26 protein-coding genes are annotated in these 22865 nt (G+C 33.7%); 1 reads left to right on the plus strand and 25 read right to left on the minus strand.

The window, feature by feature from the left end; all coding sequences use genetic code 11:
- Nucleotide 1: 1 nt before the first annotated feature.
- The 25 genes from VZL98_07235 to lepB form a co-directional block, all read right to left on the minus strand.
- Nucleotides 2-1282, minus strand: a complete 1281-nt coding sequence (locus tag VZL98_07235) for an NfeD family protein (protein ID WVH62491.1) — start codon at nucleotides 1280-1282, stop codon at nucleotides 2-4.
- Nucleotides 1283-1619: 337 nt separating this feature from the next.
- The gene (gene rpsU / locus VZL98_07240) at nucleotides 1620-1799 is read right to left on the minus strand and encodes a 30S ribosomal protein S21 (protein ID WVH62492.1); all 180 of its coding nucleotides are present in this window, start codon (nucleotides 1797-1799) and stop codon (nucleotides 1620-1622) included.
- A gap of 93 nt (nucleotides 1800-1892) precedes the next feature.
- Nucleotides 1893-2234, minus strand: coding sequence for a histidine triad nucleotide-binding protein (locus tag VZL98_07245; protein ID WVH62493.1), 342 nt, complete (start codon nucleotides 2232-2234; stop codon nucleotides 1893-1895).
- Nucleotides 2235-2265: 31 nt separating this feature from the next.
- Nucleotides 2266-3555: a tRNA (N(6)-L-threonylcarbamoyladenosine(37)-C(2))-methylthiotransferase MtaB gene (gene mtaB, locus VZL98_07250; GenBank protein WVH62494.1), complete on the minus strand. Its 1290-nt coding sequence runs from the start codon at nucleotides 3553-3555 to the stop codon at nucleotides 2266-2268.
- A gap of 2 nt (nucleotides 3556-3557) precedes the next feature.
- Nucleotides 3558-4280, minus strand: a complete 723-nt coding sequence (locus VZL98_07255; GenBank protein WVH62495.1) for an RsmE family RNA methyltransferase — start codon at nucleotides 4278-4280, stop codon at nucleotides 3558-3560.
- Nucleotides 4273-5199, minus strand: coding sequence for a 50S ribosomal protein L11 methyltransferase (prmA, locus tag VZL98_07260; protein WVH62496.1), 927 nt, complete (start codon nucleotides 5197-5199; stop codon nucleotides 4273-4275). The genes VZL98_07255 and prmA overlap by 8 nt, the downstream gene beginning before the upstream one ends.
- Before the next feature lie 8 nt (nucleotides 5200-5207).
- Nucleotides 5208-6335 (minus strand): molecular chaperone DnaJ, encoded by a 1128-nt coding sequence (gene dnaJ / locus VZL98_07265; GenBank protein WVH62497.1) that lies wholly within the window; start codon nucleotides 6333-6335, stop codon nucleotides 5208-5210.
- Nucleotides 6336-6497: 162 nt separating this feature from the next.
- Nucleotides 6498-8327, minus strand: coding sequence for a molecular chaperone DnaK (gene dnaK / locus VZL98_07270; protein WVH62498.1), 1830 nt, complete (start codon nucleotides 8325-8327; stop codon nucleotides 6498-6500).
- 52 nt (nucleotides 8328-8379) lie between these two features.
- Entirely contained in the window at nucleotides 8380-8943 is a 564-nt protein-coding gene (gene grpE, locus VZL98_07275; GenBank protein WVH62499.1) for a nucleotide exchange factor GrpE, read from the minus strand.
- Between the two features lie 14 nt (nucleotides 8944-8957).
- On the minus strand, nucleotides 8958-9983 hold the full coding sequence (gene hrcA, locus VZL98_07280; GenBank protein WVH62500.1) for a heat-inducible transcriptional repressor HrcA: 1026 nt from the start codon (nucleotides 9981-9983) through the stop codon (nucleotides 8958-8960).
- Between the two features lie 219 nt (nucleotides 9984-10202).
- Nucleotides 10203-10841: an ATP-binding cassette domain-containing protein gene (locus VZL98_07285; GenBank protein ID WVH62501.1), complete on the minus strand. Its 639-nt coding sequence runs from the start codon at nucleotides 10839-10841 to the stop codon at nucleotides 10203-10205.
- An 8-nt stretch (nucleotides 10842-10849) separates the two neighbouring features.
- Nucleotides 10850-11701: a hypothetical protein gene (locus VZL98_07290; protein ID WVH62502.1), complete on the minus strand. Its 852-nt coding sequence runs from the start codon at nucleotides 11699-11701 to the stop codon at nucleotides 10850-10852.
- A complete protein-coding gene (locus tag VZL98_07295; protein WVH62503.1) occupies nucleotides 11698-12474 on the minus strand; it encodes a hypothetical protein in 777 nt (258 codons plus the stop codon). The genes VZL98_07290 and VZL98_07295 overlap by 4 nt, the downstream gene beginning before the upstream one ends.
- Nucleotides 12475-13122 (minus strand): hypothetical protein, encoded by a 648-nt coding sequence (locus VZL98_07300; protein ID WVH62504.1) that lies wholly within the window; start codon nucleotides 13120-13122, stop codon nucleotides 12475-12477.
- A gap of 245 nt (nucleotides 13123-13367) precedes the next feature.
- A complete protein-coding gene (locus tag VZL98_07305; GenBank protein ID WVH62505.1) occupies nucleotides 13368-13580 on the minus strand; it encodes a hypothetical protein in 213 nt (70 codons plus the stop codon).
- A gap of 67 nt (nucleotides 13581-13647) precedes the next feature.
- Nucleotides 13648-14034, minus strand: coding sequence for a hypothetical protein (locus tag VZL98_07310; protein WVH62506.1), 387 nt, complete (start codon nucleotides 14032-14034; stop codon nucleotides 13648-13650).
- A 111-nt stretch (nucleotides 14035-14145) separates the two neighbouring features.
- Entirely contained in the window at nucleotides 14146-14388 is a 243-nt protein-coding gene (locus VZL98_07315; protein WVH64551.1) for a hypothetical protein, read from the minus strand.
- 41 nt (nucleotides 14389-14429) lie between these two features.
- Nucleotides 14430-15095: a putative immunity/bacteriocin fusion bifunctional protein gene (locus VZL98_07320; protein ID WVH62507.1), complete on the minus strand. Its 666-nt coding sequence runs from the start codon at nucleotides 15093-15095 to the stop codon at nucleotides 14430-14432.
- Complete coding sequence (locus tag VZL98_07325) at nucleotides 15092-15736, minus strand: thioredoxin family protein (protein WVH62508.1); 645 nt, start codon at nucleotides 15734-15736, stop codon at nucleotides 15092-15094. Before VZL98_07325 ends, VZL98_07320 begins: the two co-directional genes overlap by 4 nt.
- A gap of 173 nt (nucleotides 15737-15909) precedes the next feature.
- Nucleotides 15910-16485: an accessory gene regulator B family protein gene (locus VZL98_07330; GenBank protein ID WVH62509.1), complete on the minus strand. Its 576-nt coding sequence runs from the start codon at nucleotides 16483-16485 to the stop codon at nucleotides 15910-15912.
- 277 nt (nucleotides 16486-16762) lie between these two features.
- Nucleotides 16763-18031: an ATP-binding protein gene (locus tag VZL98_07335; GenBank protein WVH62510.1), complete on the minus strand. Its 1269-nt coding sequence runs from the start codon at nucleotides 18029-18031 to the stop codon at nucleotides 16763-16765.
- A complete protein-coding gene (locus VZL98_07340) occupies nucleotides 18028-18741 on the minus strand; it encodes a LytTR family DNA-binding domain-containing protein (protein ID WVH62511.1) in 714 nt (237 codons plus the stop codon). Before VZL98_07340 ends, VZL98_07335 begins: the two co-directional genes overlap by 4 nt.
- Nucleotides 18742-18807: 66 nt before the next feature.
- Nucleotides 18808-19989 carry a radical SAM family heme chaperone HemW gene (gene hemW, locus VZL98_07345; GenBank protein ID WVH62512.1) on the minus strand — a complete coding sequence of 394 codons (1182 nt, stop codon included), beginning with the start codon at nucleotides 19987-19989 and terminating at the stop codon, nucleotides 18808-18810.
- Nucleotides 19979-21787, minus strand: coding sequence for a translation elongation factor 4 (gene lepA, locus VZL98_07350; GenBank protein ID WVH62513.1), 1809 nt, complete (start codon nucleotides 21785-21787; stop codon nucleotides 19979-19981). Before lepA ends, hemW begins: the two co-directional genes overlap by 11 nt.
- A 10-nt stretch (nucleotides 21788-21797) precedes the next feature.
- Complete coding sequence (lepB, locus tag VZL98_07355) at nucleotides 21798-22349, minus strand: signal peptidase I (GenBank protein WVH62514.1); 552 nt, start codon at nucleotides 22347-22349, stop codon at nucleotides 21798-21800.
- Between the two features lie 227 nt (nucleotides 22350-22576).
- On the opposite strand from lepB, the gene rpsT reads away from it, so the two are divergent.
- The gene (gene rpsT, locus VZL98_07360; protein WVH62515.1) at nucleotides 22577-22852 is read left to right on the plus strand and encodes a 30S ribosomal protein S20; all 276 of its coding nucleotides are present in this window, start codon (nucleotides 22577-22579) and stop codon (nucleotides 22850-22852) included.
- Nucleotides 22853-22865: the final 13 nt, after the last annotated feature.

Raw genomic sequence — 22865 nt, forward strand, 5'->3', positions numbered from 1 at the left:
ATTAAGCCCTCCTTACAAAAATTTTTGTTCCTATAACTCTTATTACTTTTATATCCACACCTTGAGGTATAAAATCACCTTCGGTAAGTGCGTCATATCTAACTCCATCGATGTCTATTGTCCCGGATGGACGCAGTATTGTCATACTCTTTCCTTCCTTGCCAATAATATCAAAGGTGTTGATAGTTTCAGGTTTTGCACTCTCAGTATCCAAGTTTTTCCCGAGTACAATTTTCTTCATCAGCGGACTTTCAAATCCCTTCTTAACGACTATTATCGCTACTATTGCAGCTATAATTATCGCAATACTCAGAGACAATAAACCTTGAGTAATGTCTTTCATAGCCGATACAAGTCCCATCACCAATAACACGATTCCGCTAATTCCGGGAAGTCCAAATCCCGGTATGAGCATCTCTATAAATATCAGTATTCCTCCAAGTATAAAGAGAACCAGTGACATCCATTCGGCATTTCCGCTAATTATATTACCTGCAAAGAATAAACCGAAGCCCAAAATGCTTAGAACGCCACCTAAACCGAATCCCGGCATAAATAGTTCAACTACTGCACCTACAAAACCTATAATGAGTAGGAGTGTGTTGATTATTGGATTGGTTAATATATCTGCAATTCTGTTTTTAGCGGATATCTTAGGTTCAACAATCTCTGCACTGGCTTTATTTTCTGTACTTAATATTTCATTCACTGATTCTGCTGAATAATCAATGAATTCCAGTTTTTCAGCTTCTTTTGTCGTCAAGTTCAGCAGTCTTCCCTTTTCAATTACATCCTTTATCTCTATAGATGAATCAGCCATGGAAGCAACTATCTGTTCATCCCTGTTTCTGTATTGAGCAGTATCTCTTAGAATACTGACCCAAAGCGAAAGAGTTTTTTCATCTCTAGGAATTGTTTCAGCTGACCCGATGGTAGCTGTTTTACTCATAACTAGTTTTTCAGATGCCAATGCAATTAGAACACCAGCCGACTCTGCCTTATTATTTACATAAGAGACGGTTGGAAGACTGGTCTTGATAATATCGTTTTTTATTCTCTCGGCAGAGTGGATAAATCCTCCATAGGTGTCTATATCAAATATGATTATAGATGCACCTGAAGTTTCAGCCTCTTTTATTCCATCATTTACAATAGACTGAGTTACACCATTAATATTACCCTTAACCGGTATTAAATAAACAGATTCTGCATCTGCCAGTCCTATTGTTGAACTTATTAACATTAATAGAACAATAATAATAATCCCATATCTCTTTTTCACTTGCTCACCTCCTCAGTTTTTATTGTTAAACCGGATATTTGTATTCGATTTTCTATTCATTAAGCCTTATTGCAGTCCTTCATTTATTCATAAGTTAGCAGAATACAAGAGTCCTGCAATAAAACCAGTTTACCAAATATATTATTGAGTTTTATAGAACATTAATATAAAGTAAACTAATTTGTATAGTAAACTACTCCTATACAATATTTATACCCTAATTATATCCTATATTTAAGTAAATATAATAATTTTATGAAATCTTAACAATTAAAAACAAATAAAAAAATACCATTGCAAATAATTTGCAATGGTACCATCTTCATGCCAATAACAACTAGAATTTTCTTTTTTTTCTTCTAGCAGCTTCAGATTTTTTCTTTCTTTTTATACTTGGCTTCTCATAGTGTTCTCTTTTTCTATACTCAGAGAGAACTCCGGAGCGTGCACATTGTCTTTTGAATCTTTTGAGGGCGTTCTCTAGCGATTCATTTTCCCCAACTTTAATCTCAGTCATTAAATATCCCTCCCCTCGTAGTACAAGAGTGCTTGTATTACTAAGTATAATACCTAGATATTATACCCTAATAATTTAAATGTTGCAAGTCATTTAACCGGGTGGCCACTGTAAATTTCTTCCGGCTAATACATGATAGTGTAGGTGTCCCACAGTTTGACCTCCATGCACACCACAATTATTAACTATTCTATAGCCATCTTCGTAAAATCCCTGTTCTTTAGCGATTTTAGCAATGACTTCAAATATTTTGCCAATTACAAAACTATTCTCTGAATTAACCTCATTATTTGAACTTATATGTGCTTTAGGAATTGCTAATAAATGAATTGGAGCTTGAGGATTTAAGTCCTTAAAAACCACCATATTATCATCTTCATAAATCTTGTCGGCAGGTATGCTACCATCTGCAATACTACAGAAAATACAATCCATTATTTCACCTCCATCCATCAGAGCGAATGAATTACAAAAGCTTTCCAAGCAATAAATCCTCTCTTCTTTCCTCTATTATAACAGTTTTTATCTGTCCTTCCAAATCTTCGCCGGAGTTGACACCGACTTTGACATAATTTGTAGAATAGCCTTCTACGACATTTCCGGCTTTAGTTTCAAAAAGGATTTTAAGTTTCTTTCCGATTAAAGAATCTAAGAATTCTTCCGATTTCCTGTCTGCCAATTCAATTAAAGTATTAGATCTGTCCTTTTTAATCTCACCATGAATTTGATCTTTAAATTTTGCAGCGGGCGTTCCCGTTCTAGGTGAGTATCTAAAGGCATGTACCCTTGAAAAACCAATATCATTAACCATTTTAAGACTGTCTTTAAAGTCTTCATCAGATTCGCCCGGAAATCCCACGATTATATCAGTAGTGATTCCGGCATCCGGATAGTACTCTCTAATAAGTTCAATCTTTTTAGTATAGTCTTCAGAATTGTACTTTCTATTCATCCTCTTTAGGACATTGTCCGAACCTGATTGTAATGATAGATGGAAGTGATCGCAAAACTTATCCAGCTTGGATATTCTCTCCATAAATGGTCTAGTTATAATATTTGGTTCCAGTGAACTCATCCTAATTCTTTCAATACCGGGTATCTTATCGACACCTTCTATAAGCTCTATAAGCGCTTCTGATTTTCCATGGTCTAACCCGTAGGAAGCTACATGTATGCCCGTTAATACCACTTCCTTATACCCATTTTCTGCAAGCACGGTAGCTTCACTGATTACTGAATCCATATCCCGGGAGGTTATAGGTCCCCTTGCATATGGAATTATGCAGTAGGTACAAAACTGATTGCAACCTTCTTGAACTTTAATATAGGATCTTGTTTTATCACTGTTCTCAGTGATTTCAAGAGGTTCGAAGTCCTTGCCGGGCTCAAGTTTTTTAACTAAATTTATTTGAACTTTATCCCTCATTGCAAGCTCACATAATTCCACAATTCTACATCTGTCTGTAGTACCTAGAATTATATCTATATCGCCTATTTTTTCGATATCCTCAGGTGATATCTGTGAATAACATCCGACCACTGCAATAATTGCTTCCGGGTTTTCTGTCTTTGCTCTTGAGATAAACTGTCTTGATTTTCTGTCACTTAGATTCGTAACAGTACATGTATTGATTATATAAATATCTGATATTTCATCATTTACAACTTCATATCCGCTGTTAGTAAACAATTCAGCCATAGCTTCTGATTCGTATTGATTTACCTTACAGCCCAAGGTCATTATTGAGACTTTCAAATTTATTCCCCCATATCTCCAAGTTCATACTGAATAATTGAAGTCAGAACTATAGCAGCGGTTTCAGTCCTTAGAATTCTTGGGCCAAGAGAAATTATTGCTGCTTTTTTATCTAATAGATACTCAATTTCAGAAGGATCAAATCCGCCTTCAGGACCAATTACAAGTCCGATACGTTTTGGTTTATTTTCTTCTAAATATTTTTTCAGTGTATTCTTTTCTTCGTTTTCATATGCTACCAGGAGATTCTCTTCATCTATGTCTTTTAAATCGATGATATCATTAACAACCGGGATATCATCTCTTCTACTCTGTTTAGATGCCTCTTTAGCTATAGCATTAAACCGCTGTATTCGTTTTTCTTTTCTTTTGTCATCGAGTTTTACTATCGTCCTTAAGGTATTGATTGGATAAATTTCCCTTATGCCAAGCTCTACAGCTTTTTGTATTATCCAATCCATCTTTTCGCCTTTAGCAAGAGCTTGATACAGTACTATATCAATTTCAGACTCACTGCTCTTTTTGCATTTTTCTATGGGCATAACTGTTAAATGGTCTGTTTCAATGTTTTCTATTTCACATATATAACAGCCATTTTCACCAACAATTTCTAAGCACTCTCCTATCTTCATCCTCAAGGATTTACAGATATGATTATAGTCCTCTCCATATATATTAAATTTTTCATTAAGCCTCATAAAATCATCAGTAAAAGATCTATGCATTTATATACTCCGCTAAAATCGCAGTCCAACCTGAATCACGATTTAACTCCAATACCCTGTACCCTGTGGAATTAAGTTTATCTATGACCATATCCGTGTTTTCTTCTATTATTCCTGAAAGGATTAGTTTTGAACCTGTTTTAAGATTATTATGAAGATAATCTAATAACTTAACTATCACTTCTGCAATTATATTAATTAGTGCATAGTCGTATTTACCGTCAAGTCCTTCAGTGAGATCTGCTTCTTTGGCTATAATTATATCCGAGCAATTGTTTAAATCTGCATTTTCCAAAGTCGTTTTTACACATACCGGATCTATATCTATTGCCGTTACTGATTTCGCACCTAGTTTTGCTGCAGCAATTGAGAGAATACCCGATCCCGAACCGATATCGAGTATGTCCAGTCCGTCTATTTTCTGTCTTTCCATTATTTTAAGACACATTGCAGTAGAAGCATGGGTTCCCGTACCGAAAGCCATTCCCGGATCTATGTCAATTACTATCTCTCCATCATTTTTTTCGTATTCTTCCCATGAGGGTTTGATTACTATAGACTCGCCAAGCTTAAGCACTTTAAAATACTTTTTCCATTCATTTGCCCAATCCATATTATCGAGTATTTCTTCACTAATAATCTTGACATCTGCATCCAATCTTTCAATATACTCGTGAAGTTCAGCTCTGATATATGAATTATAATCATCTATATTAAAAAAGACTTTCAAATTTACGGAATCTCCCGGCTTTTCCTCAGGCAAATCGATGAGTTCCCATCCGGTTCCGCTTTCGTACATGTCGAAAATTAACTTATCGTCTTCTACATTTACGCCGTCAATTTCATACTCATAAAGCTTATCTATTAACAACTCTTCTATTTCTCTTGGCGTTTCAAGAACGACTTCAATCCATTTCATAATGACTCCTATTCAAAAATATCTTTGACCTTATCAAAGAAATTCTTTTTCTTTCCTTTAGTTTCTACTCCTTCAATTTCATCGAATTCTTTTAGTAGTTCAATCTGTCTTTCAGTCAGTTTTTCAGGCGTTACTACCTGTGCAGTAATATAGATATCCCCAACGGCTGAAGATCTCGGACTCGGTACTCCTTTGCCCTTTAATTTGAATATCTTGCCGGACTGAGTACCGCTCGGTATCTCTAATTTTTCCATTCCGTCAAGTACAGGTACTTCTATCTCATCTCCCAGAGCCGCTTGAGTAAATCTTATAGGTAGTTCATAGAAAATATCCAATCCTCTTCTAATAAAGAACTCATGTGGTTTTACAGAAATTCCAACATATAAATCTCCATTAGGTCCACCGTTTACTCCGGCATGACCTTCGCCTGATACTCTTATAACTGTTTCATTGTCAACGCCTGGTACTATTTTGACATTTATTTTTCTGTTCTTGACTATATAACTGTCGCCATGACACTTTTCACAGTGCTCTTCAATTATCTCTCCCGTTCCATTACATTCCGGACAAACTGAAGTTCTTACAAATCTGCCAAATGGAGATTCTTGTGTAAAGCTTACCTGTCCGCTACCATTACAAGTTGGGCATGTTTTCTTTTCGGTTCCGGGCTTCGCTCCCGTTCCATCACATACATCACAGGTTTCCCTTCTTCTAATGCTTATTTCTTTCTCAGTACCGAAGACGGCTTCATTGAATTCTATAGTGATATAGGTCGAAATATCTTCGCCCTTGTAAGGTCTATTGGCTCTCGAACCGGTAGTACCTCCCGAATAACCGCCAAAGAAATCATTAAATATTGTTCCAAAAATATCTTCAAATCCGCCACCGTATCCCGGACCGCCGGTAGTACCTGCCCCTTGGAATATAGCATCGCCATAAGTGTCGTATTTCGATCTCTTATTAGAATCACTTAATACTTCATAAGCTAAATTTATCTCTTTTAATTTTTCACTTGCATCTTCGTCATCCGGATTTAAATCCGGATGATATTTTTTTGCAAGTCTTCTATATGATCTTTTTATCTCATCATGAGTTGCAGTCTTTTCAACCTCAAGAATTTCATAAAGATTTCTCAAATTCTCACCATTCCTTCAATTTTAAAAAATATAATATTATTTCAGCTTACAATATTTTTACACAAATAATAATCATTGTCAATTGTTCACAAGTTTATTAATACATAAGTAAAAAAAGGTGAGACGCAATGCATCCCACCTCCATTTTATGACTCTAAAATCTTACTTTTCGTCTTCGTCAACTACTTCATAATCAGCATCAACGACATCTTCTTCAGCTTTAGCACCTTCAGATCCCTCTGCACCTTGTGCTTCACCTGTGTTTTCATATAGTTTTTGAGAAATCTTGTAGAACTCTTGAGTTAGAGCATCAGTTTTAGCTTTGATATCTTCTACATTGTCAGTTTCAAGTGCTGTTTTTAACTCAGCCATTTTTGACTCTACTGCAGATTTTTCATTGGCATCTACCTTGTCCCCAAGATCTTTAAGTGATTTTTCAGTTTGGTATACTATACTTTCACCATTGTTCTTAGCTTCGATTAACTCTTTTTTCTTCTTATCTTCTTCTGCAAATTGTTCTGCTTCTTTAACTTTTCTGTCTATTTCGTCATCTGACATCTTAGTAGAAGCTGTAATGGTAATCTTTTGCTCTTTTCCTGATCCAAGGTCTTTAGCGCTAACATTTACTATACCATTTGCATCAATATCAAAAGTAACTTCAATTTGTGGAATTCCTCTAGCTGCTGCAGGAATACCTGTCAATTGGAATCTACCTAGAGTAGTATTGTCTGCTGCCATTTCTCTTTCACCTTGTAGTACATGGATGTCTACAGATGTTTGTCCATCAGCCGCAGTTGTAAATATCTGACTTTTCTTAGTAGGTATTGTAGTATTTCTTTCGATTAATCTTGTAGATACGCCTCCAAGAGTCTCAATTCCTAAGGATAGAGGAGTAACATCCAGTAATAGCAAGTCTTTTACTTCTCCCGCTAAAACTCCACCTTGAATTGCTGCACCGATAGCAACACATTCATCTGGGTTGATATCCTTTTGAGGTTCTTTTCCTATTAAGTTTTTAACTGCTTCTTGTACTGCAGGTATTCTTGTAGAACCACCTACTAATAGTATTTTCTCTATATCACCAGGTGTAAGATCGGCATCTTTAAGTGCTTCTCTAACAGGAGTCATTGTTTTATCTACTAGATGTGCAGTAAGCTCTTCAAATTTAGCTCTCTTAATATCCATGTTCAAGTGAGCAGGAACACCGTTTATTGCAGTTATAAATGGAAGGTTGACATTTGAAGTAAGAGTTGTTGATAACTCTTTTTTAGCTTTTTCAGCAGCATCTTTAAGTCTTTGTAATGCAGTAGCATCTTGTCTTAAATCAATGCCTGATTCCTTCTTGTACTCATCAGCTATATAGTCAATTAACTCTTGGTCAAAATCGTCTCCACCAAGTCTGTTATTACCTCTTGTAGAAAGTACTTCAAATACTCCATCACCGACTTCAAGTATTGAAACGTCAAAAGTTCCTCCACCTAAGTCGTATACCATGATTTTGTGTTGATCATGTTCTTTATCGATACCATAAGCTAATGCTGCAGCTGTTGGCTCGTTGATGATTCTCTTAACTTCAAGGCCTGCTATTTTTCCTGCATCTTTAGTAGCCTGTCTTTGAGAGTCAGTGAAATAAGCAGGAACGGTTATTACAGCTTCTGAAACAGTCTCACCAAGATAATTTTCAGCATCTGTTTTTATCTTTTGAAGAATCATTGCAGAGATTTCTTCAGGTGTATAGTTCTTTCCGTCTATTTCTTTTTTCCAATCAGAACCCATCTCTCTCTTGATTGACATAATAGTTCTGTCAGGATTTGTTATTGCTTGTCTCTTAGCTGTTTCACCGACTAATCTCTCTCCATCTTTTGCAAACGCAACGATTGAAGGAGTAGTTCTGTTTCCCTCAGCATTAGGGATTATTATTGCCTCTCCACCTTCCATAACGGAAACTGCGGAGTTTGTAGTACCTAAGTCAATTCCTATAATTTTACTCATATTGTAGTCCTCCTGATATTTAAGTTTAGATTATTTGTATTTTAATTTATTTTTATTTACTTACTTTTACCATACTTGCACGAATTACTCTATCGCCTAATTTATAACCTTTTTGAAAAGTCTCCGTAATTATTCCGGACTCTCCATCATAATCTTCCATAACTACGGCATTGTGAAGATTCGGATCGAATTTTGCTCCATCAGAAGCAATCTCCTCCAAGCCTTGAGCTTCGAGTGTTTTCATTAAATCCGCTCTAATCAAACTAAAACCCTCTGCTATACTTGGATTATCAACACATGACTCTATCGCTCTGTCAAAATTATCGAGTACAGGAAGGAGTTTTTCTATAAGGGATTCTGTAGCGAATCTAATCATTTGAGCTTTTTCTTTATTAACTCTATTCCTATAGTTATTAAAGTCTGCTTGTAATCTTATTAATGCCATTTTTAATTCTTCAGCTTCGTCTGAACTTGAGGCTTCATTTGTTTCGTCTACTTCTGCTTCTTCAACCGTGTTTTCTTCTGTCTCTTCAGTCACATTTTCCTCATCTTCGACTACTAATTCTTCGTCGACCAATTCAGAATCATTTTCTTCATATTTTTTGTCTTCTACCAAACCGTTCACCTCATCTATTCTCTATTACTAAGGGACTCTAATGCTTCAGTCAGCGATAATATAGTCATTATAACTGCGCTGTAGTCCATTCTCTTAGGTCCGATGATTCCGATTCTTCCATGTATATTATCTGAAAGTCCGTAAATTGATGAAACAATCGATAACTCAGTCAGCAGTTCCAGTTTATTCTCTTCACCGATGCTGATCTTCAGTCCTTCTTTATCATCGTCCATAATTGCATCTGCCAATCCTTCCCTGGCTTCCAAGAAATCCACGAATTCCCTTGCCTTATCTATATCTTTATACTCCGGATAATTGAATATATTTGCAACACCGTCGTATATTATTTGAGTTTGATTCATCTCATCTATCTGTGATACGAAAATATTCTTCAAATACAATAAGTACTTTGAATATTCGCCTTCACCCTTAGAAATGAGTTCATCAATCTTATCGGGAACTTCGGACAATTTCTTTCCAACCAGTTTAGAATTAATATAATTATTTAAAATATTTATACTAGAGCTTTTTATAGGTTCATCCAAATACATCGTATGATGCTTAACATCCTCATTGTCGTATACTATCAGCAGTACCAATGTCACGGGTGTTAAGTCGACCAACTGCAATTTCTTTAAGACTATATCAGTCTGTCTGGAAACTATCGCCAGTGCAGTATACTTAGTTATATCCGAAAGAACCTTAGCAGAATTCATTATTAAAGATTCTATAGCATCAAAATCTTTATCTAAGAGTATAGAAATCTCTGTTTTTTCAAGAGCTTTTTCCAAAAACAATTCATTTAGTAGATAATTGACATAATGTCTATATGCCTTGTCAGAAGGAATTCTACCCGAAGATGAATGAGCTTTAACTAAGTAACCAAGCCCTTCCAAATCAGACATTTCATTCCTTATGGTTGCTGAACTTACCCCTAAATCATATTGTTTGGATATAGTCCTTGATCCAACGGGTTCAGCACATAGTATATAGCTGTTAATTATCGCATACAATATGCTCAGCTTTCGTTCGTCTAACATGTCCTCACCCTGTCTTTTAATTTTGTTAGCACTCAGTCGCTCCGAGTGCTAATAATATAATACAAGAATTATTTACCTTTGTCAACACTTATTTTAAATTGTTTATTAGTATCGAATAAGGCTGATTAAAATAAAGGAAGTGTCCGGAATTATTTAAATTCCGATTCACTTCCTGTTGCTTTTTTCTTCTTGATTTTGTTATGTGAATTATTAAATTTTTTAATAAAGCTGATTTATTATCCCCTTATCAATTTCATAGACATGGTCGCATAATAATTTAATATCATCAGGGTTGTGGCTGCATAGAAGCATTAGTACACCCTCCTCTTTTAATGAGGTAAACAGCTCTCTCATTTCTTTAACTCCGTCATTGTCAAGTCCGTTCATCGGTTCGTCTAATAGGAGAATATCTGGTTTTTCCATAATGGCTTGTGCAATTCCAAGTCTTTGTTTCATTCCCATAGAGTAGGTTCCGACATTCTTTTTGAGTTTTGGATCAAGCCCCACTCTTTTTATACTTTCTTCTATTTCACTTCTCGTGATTTTTCCTTTTATTTCTGCTAATAACTGAAGATTTTTCACTCCAGTATAATTCATTAAAAAACCTGGCGTTTCTATTATTAGTCCTATCTCTTCAGGAAAGTCTATATCTTTTCCTACTACTTTTCCATTTACATGTACTTCACCACTTGTAAGTCTTATTAACCCACATATGGATTTGAGCAGTACAGTTTTTCCGGATCCGTTTCTGCCTATGATTCCATAGATTTTTCCGGATTCGAATTCTAAATTTATATCTGTCAATACTGTATGGCTTCCGTATTTTTTGTATGCGTTTATTACTTTTATTTCACTCATTTGTCACCTCAATATATTTCTGGATATGTTTCTATCTCTTTGTTTTTTAGTGTTATATCAGCAAGTATTATCAGTCCGATTATTACTGTAACCATTATTATGAGTGGTCCCCAGATATTAGGTTTACTGGACATTCCGCTTCTATCGTATATAGCTAGATTCATCCATGTTACAGGGAAGTATTTTTGTTCAAATTCCATTCCCATACTCCATACATAGGATGCGGAAAAGACGTATAATACCGAAGCCAATAGGCCAATCTTATTGGTTCTAAAGTGTAGTGAGATATTGTAGATTATCAGCCCTACAAATGTGCATTGGAGTATGCTTATGATTATCGATAATGACATCGCTGTTATAGGGTTAAACTGCCTCATTATATAGCCGTCTATGACCACTAACGCTCCTCCTGCATAGGTTTTAGACAGTGTATGCATCACTCTTCCCCAGTCATTAATAAAGGTGGTTTTTGTGATTAGAAAAAGATATATAAAAAGTACGTATCCCAGTATATAAATCGTCGATGCAAGTAGTATATAAAGAACCTGCCCTCTATTCCACGAGCTTCTTCCGCTTCTTATTATTTGGTTATAAGTTAGATTGTTCATAAATGGTGCATCCATAAATAGTAATATAGCTCCTGACATAATCCAAAGTATCATGCTGTAGTTGGATGCTACGAATACATATAGGTATGGGCTAATCCTATATCCTATCGAGGTTGTAAATTCTGATACAGGACTGGTTACAAAGTATGCTCCTATCATTTGATAGAGTAGTAGCGCCCATATTCTTTTATCTGTAATCCATGTTCTAAACTTCATCCTCATCAGTAGTATAGATTTGTTTTTCTTCATCATTCTTTTACCACCTTTTTTATATTGCTACTTATCAGTGTTGCAAGTAATGTAATTAAAACTAATGTGATTACAAGAGATGCCAGAAAACTAAAAAGTGGATTTACAATTTTTAAAGATCCTAACATGAGGTCATCAAATCTCACTTTAAATAGTTTTATGAACACATCGTTTAAAAACAACATTGTAAATACAGAACCTATTAAAGATAGGTATTTATTATTTGTAAGTGTGGTAAGGTAGAGTGAGTACAGTGCCCAAAAGGAGAAGTTTAATGCATATAGTATGATTACAAGTGTTATAAATATTTCAGGTTTCGTTTCTGATAATGAATATAGTCCCCATGTATGAAGCACAGGATTATTTGAAGCAAAGGGAAGTAAAAATGAAAATAAGATGGTTAGGAAAGAATATCCTATTGTGGTAATCAGAAATGTGCTTAATATAGTCGTACTTATTTTGGATGCTATATATTTGTCTGTACCCGTTCTTACTACTCTATATTTTAAAAAGCCTGTTTTGTAATCATTTATAAAGCTATCTATATATGGTATTAAAGTTATTCCCATGCTTAGTGGTAGGAGAGGTCCAAATAGATAGAGTTTACTTAAGTAGATTACGCTTCCATGTATCATATGAAATAGTCCTTTCCCTTGTGAGAGAAAGTTTATTTCTTGTGAGGTTACTATATATCTAAAAGCGATAAAGAAGATAAGGGCAAGGAAGAACCTAAGACTTAGTACTGTTTCTTTTAAATCTTTTATTATTACTCTCATCTAATGTATCTCCTCTCCTGTGTATGCATTGTAAAACTTATATATTTTATCAGTAATAGTTTTATCTCCAACGTCAACTTCTTGGGTTATTACTACCATGTATTGTGGGAAGATTTCCATATGAAAATCCCGGTCATTCATTCTTTTAAAATCTTTTATTTCATCTACATAATTTGTCGTATAACACAACGAAATAGACGTGATTTCCGGTTCTTTTACACCGATTAGTTGCTCTAATTCTTTCTTTACATTTCCCAAAATTTCTTCACCGGATATTAATTTTTCGTCTTTAAGAATTTCCGTTGTTTCCATGTCGTATATTAAAGTTAATTTACTTAAACCGTCTTTATCAAATAATAAATGTAAGTCCGTTCCAAATCTTGTAGAATTTGTTCGAGAATTCGATAACATACCGTTATATACTTCAATTCGATCAAATTTCTTTTTAAGGCTAACAATATATACATCATTAATTTTATCGGTTTCTAATAGTTTAATTGTTCCATCTTTAGTTACTCTACTTTGAACCTCTTCATTTTGTACTTTTACAAATTCCTCTATAGTTTTTTCATCTATACCATATATTTCATTGATTTCAAAACTTTCAAACCCTAGTTTATTTGTCAATTCAGTTATTTTAGTTGACAATGTTTTTATATCCATAAATTCCAGTTCTTTATTTTTATGTGTTTCGTTAATTATGTAGCCTGCTAACCTTGAAACTGCAATATTCCTTCCGGACTCAAAATTAATAGTATTTCCATCTACTCTAATCTCTTTAGAATCCTCGGTTCTTGCAATATATCCATATCCTTGTGAATTATCTTCCAGCGTGTATTCTTTTCCTTCAAACAGGATTTTAGTTAGTATTTCTTTATCATGCTTTAAAAAGTTTATTTTGTATGTCTTTGCTGAATCTTTTTTTCTAAACTACTTGTATCTATGTTCGTGTCAAAAACTTCTGTTTGTTTGTCTTGTTTTTGAGTATTACTGCTTTGTTCTTTTTTAACTTCTTTCTCTACATCATTACTATTACCGTTCATAGCTTCAGGTAAGCAAGCTGTTAAGCTAAGTATGAGTGCTATTGTTATAATTAGTTTTTTCATATACGCTCCTTATAACAAGCAGACAACAAATTAACACGTCGTCTGCTTGTTTTTTAATAATATTTGTTTAAGGTGCCCAGTAGCCTCTCGCATACATTGAATTATAGATAACATCAGGGTTAGTATATAACCTATATGCAGCCCCAGGTATATTCATTCCAGGTAGATAAGCTAAATCTCGTCTCGCATTGCCTGTTAAGGTGACATACTCAGTAGCATAAGCTCCATAAGATGTTCTTATTCTAAAATTTATAGCTCCTCCATTAAGATTAGATGCAGTCATAACTACTAATCCTGTAAGATTATCTTCTTTTAATACTGCATTTGTGCTCTTTGTTTCACCACTTCTTAAGTAAAACTCAAAAGCATAATATGTCGCCGCTTTTGCATTCAATGCGCCTGCAAACAAAATAACCATTACTAATACTAAGCTTATTACTCTTTTGTTTTTCATTTAATTCTCCTTTCATTGTTATTTATTATATCCGATATCTAATCCACCTCGCCTATTCAATCTCCGTTCTTATACCTAGCAATAATCATAATTTCACCCATTTCTTTGTTTTTAAGTAAATTCCTTACTTCTTAAACTAGATTTTATTTTATCTAAAACAAGTAGTATATAAACCAATCCAAAAGAAACCATAACAGCGGCTGCAACAATTCTGATTTTCATAAACAAAAAATATAATACTAAGTCTAGTATTAATATCCGTCCTACCATATTCTTTGAATTCTTTATCTCTTCATCTGTCAAAGGTTTATTAGTTCTCACCCTGGGAAATAAACGATAAATCAGAACGGTTATAAATAGATGTGCCTAGAGTAAGCTAAGTATATCTATGACACTTAGAATCCTGAGCAAGCTACTAAAAATAAGCCACCACACACAACCCCACAGACTGCTCCAGCAGGTATATTTACGACGCCTATGGCTCCACAGTACACCCCACATGCTAATGCTTCACCCATCCAGCAAAGAGTTTGTGGAAATGAAGGCCATGTAAATCTTTGCCCAATATCATAACCAGTGATATTTCCTTTCTCATCAATGGCAATATACACTCCCGAAGAAAACTCTTCAATTGCATTTTCAGTCAGGCATATTTTATTAGATATATGAGATACTAAATAGTCAAGGTCCGGTAAGTACATAAATTGTACAAACACTATATCCCCACTATTATTTTGGAAAAGTCTATGAAGGAGCACTACCTTGTCGTTCGTTAATTTATCAGTTATTATAATTGATTCAATATCTTGACGTTCAATATTTGCATATTTATTGTCTGCTAATTTTTCTTTGAATTCCTTTGAATTCTCATTATTCATAACTTTTTCATATAATTTATCACTTTCTTCGTCTGTTAGAATTCTGCTTTCTAGATTATATCCACTTTTATGAATTTCTCTGTCTACAAATTTTTTTATCCCACGTATTTTCGTAGTAGCATAAGCTTCACTACTTGCACAAACGATTATTAGAGCTAAAATTATTGACAGTAATTTTTTCATTTATCTACACTCCCATTCTTAATAAAATCATCTACTAGAGAATATTTTTGCATGCCTACCAACCTTTTAATTTCTTCTCCTCCTTTGAATTTAATGATTACCGGTATATGACTTATATTTTCTATCTTATATTTATTATGGAACTCTAATAAATCACTTTCTACTTTACCTGTTAAGTCAACCTCTGCTATAGGATATTTTTTATGTTTGTTCGCTACTCTATGATAAATATTCTTCATATCTTTACAGTATTTGCAGTTTACAGATGTAAATATCAGTGCTATCTCATCGTTATTTTTCAATAAACTGAAAGTATCTTCTAATCTGTATCTTGGAATTTCTTCATTTGTTCTATTTGCCCATACTATAGCAATTGTAATTACTACACATAATAGTGATATATATTTATATTTTCCTTTTAAAAATGGCGGGATTTTACGTGTTACAAATATACAAGGCAATGCAAAAAGTAAAAAACCAATAAATGGTACTAAAATACCTATTGATGCTGATGTATAAATCGATTGTTTTTGGTATACAAAAGTATAAACTGCTGCCAAAGGCATAAAAATTAGCCCCCCAAAAGGTAACCAAAGGTAAGATTCTATAGCTCTTTCTTTTAATGCACTTTCATTAGTCATTTAATCCCTCCCAATCTAAAATATTTAACTATTCTAAAATATTTAACTATTTTTGTTTTTCTAAATTTTCCTTTTAATTGCCATATTTAGGACAACCTATCTAATCCACCTCGCCTATTCAATCTCCGTTCTTATACCTAACAATAATCATAATTTCACCCATTTCTTTGTTTTTAAGTAAATTCCTTACTTCTTAAACTAGATTTTATTTTATCTAAAACAAGTAGTATATAAACCAATCCAAAAGAAACCATAACAGCGGCTGCAACAATTCTGATTTTCATAAACAAAAAATATAATACTAAGTCTAGTATTAATATCAGTCCTACCATATTCTTTGAATTCACTATCTCTTCATCTGTCAAAGGTTTATTAGGACTCACCCTGGGAGATACCCTATATATTAGAATGGCTATAATAAGTGTTACTAGAGTAAACAAGGAATAGTAAGACGTGAAGAAAATTACTTTATCAATAATAAAAGAACATAAGATTATTGATATAACAGATAGTATAGTGCATACAGTCCTCGTTTTTGCATGATAGCCACCTGTATAGGACCTCAAAGGGTAGATGAAAACAATAAGAAGTATCGTTTTCCCAGCAATTCCCAAAAATCTCGAAATAATTAAAATCAAGAATAAATTCAATAATGTAAGCCCAAGGCTTTCAATAGCATATTCTATTTTATTTATATCTCTAGCATCTAGCAGATTATTATTTATCAGATATCTAAACCAGCTTTGCATTAATTTTTAGGGAATTTAGGTTGATATGCAATAGCTATACATGTACTTCTTGGAAGCTATTATAAAAATCAATTCTAATAGTTTAATTATTAATGAACTGAAGTAAAACATTACATCACCTCAAAGCTTATTTAATTTCAATTTTAGTATAACATAATATGTATGTTACTATTCTTGACTTGTCATAAGATGCTTTTTAGTTGTCATTAAACGCAAAAAAGAGGATTTTTTTCGAATCTCCTCTTTTTTATAAATTTCTCCTCTTTTTTTATAATTACTAAGTATTGATAATTAGTTTTATTTTTGCATTTAAAGTATGGTCGTTTTGCACAAGTACAAATGTACCATTATATTTTTTTACTATTTCGTCTATCCTTTTTAAACCGTAGCCATGCCCTGTATCATTTTTAGTCGTTGTGATATACTTTGCGTCTTTTATTTCTAAATCATGTTTAACAGGATTAGTAACTTCTATGATTAGCAGCTGCTCTTTAAGTGTTATTCTTATATCTATCCATCTATTGACCTTTAGTTTTAGGTTTGCCTCAATAGCATTGTCTAAAAGGTTTCCCAACAGTACAAAAAAATCATATGCATCCATAAACGGATTAGCAGGGACAAGTATGTCCAGATTAGGCTTTATATCCTGTTTCTTCATTTCACCTATTTTATAGTTGAGCAAACTGTCTACATCCCTATTTGAGGTATTTACATACGAAGTTCCTAATTCAGATATATAGTATTTATTCAATACCTGCTGTATTTCATCTATTTTATTACCTTCTACCAAGTCATTTATCATTATTACCATATTCTTAAAATCATGTCTCAATTTCATAGTCTTTTCATTTTGATAATTCATAAGATCCAATTCTTTTTTATAAAGCTCATTTTGTATGCGAATAAATTCCATTTCATACTTATCTTTTGTGGATTTAATTATCAAACTATAACTATAAAGAATTATTATTATAATCATCAAGCCCAATGATCCTATCAATAGCCTGGTTATAGGATGTTCCAAAGATTGAATCATAATAATTGTCAGTACAGTTATTAAAATATATGGAAGTAATAACATTATTCGTCTAGGATTCTTTTCAATGTTCTTGATTCCATATATTTTAAATCTTTTTATAAGAAAATATATCAGCAGTCTAAGTATTAAGACTAATATAAAGGCAAAATATGTTTCTATTTGTGGTGTTCTAAACCAATAAAAATCAAAGACCCCCGAAATCAGCACCATTAAGAATTCAGATACAGTTAAAGTAGTCAATATAATAATTGCTGTATCTATTCTCATGGAGATGTCACAAACATAGACATAGGTTAATAAATATATGGAAGCAGAAGTAGTAATAAATTGTATTATAGGTATTTTAACAAGCAAGAAAACAAGTGTATTAATAAAGAGGTGTATAGTATAATACAAAACCTTATATTTAATGCCCTTTGACTCAATCAATATTGCATCCATAGTAAGCATTAGTATTAAAGTTCCAATTACCTGAAAAGCTAGAAAAAACATTGTAAACTGATTCATTCTATTCTCTCCATTACATCATGATAGTATTTTCTGCCTATCTCGAAAGATTCACCATTTTTTAGTATGACTCTGTCACTGGTCATGCCTGAGATTTGACCGATTTGGACTACTGTGTTTTTGTTGATCCTAAGAAACTTTCCCTCAGGAAGTTCGCTGCAAACATGACTCAGACTTCCATTGAACTCATAGATTGCATCTATGGTTATAAGCGATACCCTTCTCACGTTGACGGTGAAATAAACTATATCCTTAACCAATACCTTTTTTTCTATTCTGTCTTCTACAAATGTATATATTAAATCACTACTAACTATAATATTCATTAGTTTATCCAGTTCTTTATAGATGCTTTCACTATCAAAGGGCTTCACAATATAGCCTAAAGCCCAATTATCATAAGCCTTTGGCATGTAGCCGGCATGGCTTGTAATGTAGATTATTTGAGTGTAGTAGTTATTAAGTTCAATCCTTAATTTGTGTCCAAGTTCTATTCCGTTTAACTCTCCCATTTCAACATCAAGGAACATGGCATCGTATTTAAAGCTGGGATTCTGTTCCAGTTCTGCTTTATATGAATTTAGAAAATCCTCCGCTGATTTAAAGCCATCAACCGAGATATTTAGGTGTTTTTCAACTGAGTATTGATTTATTATCTCATAACTCTTTAAGATGATAGAATTATCATCATCGATCACTGCTATATGCATAATTACCAACTCCTATGATAATTAAATCAAAATAATTAATTGTACATAAATATTTTATAATTTTACTCAAACTATTTCAACAAAAAATCTATTCGATATATCCATCCCGCTTGGGGTAAATGCAATTCTTTCATCGGTCATAAACATATGTCCTTCTCTTATAAAAAGATCAATATACTTTTTATATTCACTATAAAAATCTACGCCAAAGATTTTAATGTATTCTTTTAAATTAATACCTTCGACGAGTCTAAGCCCCATTAAGATATAGTCTGTTTTTAGAGAGTCATAGTCCATCAATTCTCTCTCTTCTATAGGTTTATCCGTGCCGCTTAGTTTTTGATATTCATTGATATTTACTATATTGCTGTATCTGTAAGAATTGTAGAAGGATGAACTTCCCAAACCCAGTCCTATATATTCATCGAGTTTCCAATACTTGGTATTATGAATTGATTCAAAGCCCGGTCTGGCAAAATTCGATATTTCGTATTTGTCGTATCCTGATTTTGATAATAATTCAGATGCAGCATAAAACATTTCTCTATCCGTCTCTTCATCTACAAGTTCCAATTGGCCTATGTTTACGAGTCTCGACATATGAGTGTTAGGTTCGAGTATTAAGCTGTATAGAGACAGATGTTTCGGAGATAATTCTATTGCCTTTTTAATATCCTCCAAGCTCTCTTCTATATTTTGAGTTGGAATTGCATTTATTATATCTATACTGATGTTTTTAAATCCGAATTTTCTTAAATTTAAAATACTACTTACTGCTGTTTCTGAGTCATGAGATCTTCCCAGTACTTTTAACAGCCTGTCATTAAAGCTTTGTACTCCCACCGACGCTCTATTTATTCCCATGCTCAAATAGCTATTAATAGCTTCGTCAGTGAGGTGCTCAGGATTTATTTCGATAGTGATTTCACTTTCACTTGAGACCTCAAAATTATCTTTGATGGATTTCATAATTTCAGCCATCAACTCAACCGGAATATATGAAGGTGTTCCTCCTCCCAGATAAATGGTGTCGACAGGTATTTTCTCGTCAGTATTGTAAATTACTATTTCCCTTTTAAGAGCTTCCAAGTACGGTTTCATTCTCTTTTCTTGATTTTGATAAGACAAAAAGTCGCAGTAATAGCATTTTGAGCTGCAAAAAGGAAAATGTACATATAATCCTTTGGGTTTATTCTTTTGAGTAAGCAAAAAGGCGTCGAATAAACGCCTCTTTTCATTATTTTTCATCATATTTCAATACCGCAAGGAAAGCTTGCTGAGGTACTTCCACAGATCCAATCTGTCTCATTCTCTTCTTTCCTTCTTTTTGTTTTTCCAATAGTTTTTTCTTTCTGGATATGTCCCCACCATAACATTTCGCCAATACGTCTTTTCTTAGAGCTCTTACAGTCTCTCTAGCAATGATTTTTGAACCAATGGCAGCTTGGATAGGTACTGCAAATTGGTGTCTTGGGATTTCATCCTTAAGTCTCTCGACTATATTTCTGGCTCTTTCATATATTTTCTCCTCATGAACTATAAGTGAAAAAGCATCTACCAATTCTCCGTTTATTAGGATGTCGAGTTTTTCAAGTTCAGCTCTTTGATATCCTTTAAGCTCGTAGTCTAGAGACGCATAACCTTGAGTCTTTGATTTAAGAGAATCGAAAAAGTCATATATTACTTCATTTAGCGGAAGCACATAATTCAGAGTGACTCTTTTTGCATCGAGGTATTCCATATTTATAAAGGTTCCTCTTTTATTCTGGCAAAGTTCCATAATAGGACCGACATAGTCACTTGGTGTCATGATATGCGCATCCACTATTGGCTCTTCCATGTATTCAATCTCCGTTTCAGGAGGTAGATTACTCGGGTTTTGAATCGTCAACATCGTGCCGTCTTTTTTATAGACATTGTAGATTACAGAAGGTGCTGTAGCTATGATGTTTAAGTCAAATTCTCTATCCAGTCTTTCCTGTATGATTTCCATGTGAAGAAGTCCTAAGAATCCGCATCTGAAACCGAATCCGAGTGCAACAGATGTTTCAGGTTCGAAAACTATGGAAGCATCATTTACCTGAAGTTTTTCTAGAGCTTCCCTAACATCTGAAAACTCCTCGCCTTCCGCCGGATAGATTCCGCAGTAAACCATCGGGGTAACTTTCTTATATCCGGGTAGCATTTCTTCGGCCGGATTATTTTTGTCTGTTATTGTATCTCCGACCCTTGCATCTTTTACATTTTTAATACTGGCAACTACATATCCAACATCTCCTGCTTCAAGTACATCCAAATCCACTCTACCCGATGCATTGTATCCGACTTCTGTTACTTCAAAAGACTTTCCGGTCGACATCATTTTAATCTCCATGCCCGGTTCTATCTTGCCCTCCATTACCCTTACGAATGCAACTACACCTCTGTAAGAGTCATAATAGGAGTCAAAGATAAGAGCTTTTAAAGGAGCATTTATATCTCCTTCAGGAGCAGAAACATTTTTTACTATATCTTCAAGTACATCCACTATATTGAGGCCTTCTTTTGCAGAGATTAGCGGTATGCCTTCAGTGTCAAAGCCGGTTATAGTTTCTATTTCTTCTTTAACTCTGTCTATATCGGATGAAGGCAGGTCTATCTTGTTGATGACAGGAAGTATTTCCAAATCCTGGTCTAGAGCCAAATAGACATTTGCCAGAGTCTGAGCTTCTACTCCTTGAGTAGCATCTACTACTAGTATGGCTCCTTCACAAGCTGCCAAACTTCTGGATACTTCGTATGTAAAGTCTACATGACCCGGAGTATCTATAAGATTGAGCATATATGTTTCACCATCTTGAGCTTTATAGAATAATTTTACTGCTTTAAGCTTGATGGTTATTCCTCTTTCTCTTTCGAGGTCCATACTGTCCAGTACTTGCGATTCCATTTCTCTTTTAGTCAACATCCCGGTATACTCTATCAATCTATCCGCCAATGTTGATTTTCCATGATCTATATGTGCAATTATGGAGAAATTTCTAATATTTTTTCTTTCTACTTTCAAATTAATCCCCCTAATTTAATATTCCAAATTTGCTGAATGGGAATAATCTAAATATCGAAACTCCCATCACTTGATTTACATCTATCGGTCCAAATGACCTACTGTCGTTGCTTGCGCCCCTGTTGTCACCCATTACAAACACCTGTCCCTCTTCTATATCCCATGAAGAAATATCTCTGTAAGGATGCGTCGGATTATCTATGACGTATTTTTCGTTCAAGACCTCACCATTTAAATAAACCTTACCGTCTATCAGTTCAATACGGTCTCCCGCAACAGCTACTACTCTTTTTATATAGTTCTGATTTACTTTATCAGGTGCATGTATAACTAAGATATCTCCACGCTTTACTTCTCTCCAATTTAAAGAAATTTTTTCGGTTATTAATCTGTCTCCATCATCCAATGTCGGAAACATGGACTTACCGTCTACAAGTGTTATATTAAAAACGAAAAACCTTAGTATCAAGGCTATAATTACATAAATAACCAATCTTCTAAGCCATGAGCCCAGCGATTCATCATTTTTAGTTTTATTGATGTCATACTCTTTTCCTTCCATAATTTTCCCCCATATTTTATCCATTACTTCAGTATATATTATATTATAAACTAATTAAATTCTATTAATATTACATTGAGATTATACCATAAGGACACTTTTCAAGCTATAAATAATTAATGAATGAAGTTTAAGATCTTTGAATTTTTTAATTTCTTAATATTTTATCTTGCTATTTTCAACCTTTCATGATAGAATACTTATGCTAAACTTGAGGAGGTGAAATAATGGCTAATATAAAATCAGCACTTAAAAGAATTAAAGTTAATAAGACTAAACATGATATAAATAAGAGCATCAAATCAGAACTCAAGACCTATATTAAGAAATTAAATCTTGCAATTGAAGATAGCAAACTAGACGAAGCAAGAGAATTATTAAAAGTTGTAGATAAAAAGCTTAAAAAAGCTGCACTTAAAAATATTCTACACAAGAACGCTGCTGCGAGACAAATGAGAAAATTATCTCATAAGTTAAATAACAAATCAAAAGAAATAGCATAAAAACTTCCAGCAG

It is taken from the genome of Peptoniphilaceae bacterium AMB_02 (genome assembly GCA_036321625.1).
Classification (GTDB): Bacteria; Bacillota; Clostridia; order Tissierellales; family Peptoniphilaceae; genus Microaceticoccus; species Microaceticoccus formicicus.

Coding starts and splice junctions, on each gene's coding strand:
- rpsU (WVH62492.1), bottom strand. CDS start 1,799: ATGACTGAGATTAAAGTTGGGGAAAATGAATCGCTAGAGAACGCCCTC.
- VZL98_07245 (WVH62493.1), bottom strand. CDS start 2,234: ATGGATTGTATTTTCTGTAGTATTGCAGATGGTAGCATACCTGCCGAC.
- VZL98_07255 (WVH62495.1), bottom strand. CDS start 4,280: ATGCATAGATCTTTTACTGATGATTTTATGAGGCTTAATGAAAAATTT.
- prmA (WVH62496.1), bottom strand. CDS start 5,199: ATGAAATGGATTGAAGTCGTTCTTGAAACGCCAAGAGAAATAGAAGAG.
- dnaK (WVH62498.1), bottom strand. CDS start 8,327: ATGAGTAAAATTATAGGAATTGACTTAGGTACTACAAACTCCGCAGTT.
- hrcA (WVH62500.1), bottom strand. CDS start 9,983: ATGTTAGACGAACGAAAGCTGAGCATATTGTATGCGATAATTAACAGC.
- VZL98_07285 (WVH62501.1), bottom strand. CDS start 10,841: ATGAGTGAAATAAAAGTAATAAACGCATACAAAAAATACGGAAGCCAT.
- VZL98_07290 (WVH62502.1), bottom strand. CDS start 11,701: ATGATGAAGAAAAACAAATCTATACTACTGATGAGGATGAAGTTTAGA.
- VZL98_07295 (WVH62503.1), bottom strand. CDS start 12,474: ATGAGAGTAATAATAAAAGATTTAAAAGAAACAGTACTAAGTCTTAGG.
- VZL98_07305 (WVH62505.1), bottom strand. CDS start 13,580: ATGAAAAAACTAATTATAACAATAGCACTCATACTTAGCTTAACAGCT.
- VZL98_07310 (WVH62506.1), bottom strand. CDS start 14,034: ATGAAAAACAAAAGAGTAATAAGCTTAGTATTAGTAATGGTTATTTTG.
- VZL98_07320 (WVH62507.1), bottom strand. CDS start 15,095: ATGAAAAAATTACTGTCAATAATTTTAGCTCTAATAATCGTTTGTGCA.
- VZL98_07325 (WVH62508.1), bottom strand. CDS start 15,736: ATGACTAATGAAAGTGCATTAAAAGAAAGAGCTATAGAATCTTACCTT.
- VZL98_07330 (WVH62509.1), bottom strand. CDS start 16,485: ATGCAAAGCTGGTTTAGATATCTGATAAATAATAATCTGCTAGATGCT.
- VZL98_07335 (WVH62510.1), bottom strand. CDS start 18,031: ATGAATCAGTTTACAATGTTTTTTCTAGCTTTTCAGGTAATTGGAACT.
- VZL98_07340 (WVH62511.1), bottom strand. CDS start 18,741: ATGCATATAGCAGTGATCGATGATGATAATTCTATCATCTTAAAGAGT.
- hemW (WVH62512.1), bottom strand. CDS start 19,989: ATGAAAAATAATGAAAAGAGGCGTTTATTCGACGCCTTTTTGCTTACT.
- lepB (WVH62514.1), bottom strand. CDS start 22,349: ATGGAAGGAAAAGAGTATGACATCAATAAAACTAAAAATGATGAATCG.
- rpsT (WVH62515.1), top strand. CDS start 22,577: ATGGCTAATATAAAATCAGCACTTAAAAGAATTAAAGTTAATAAGACT.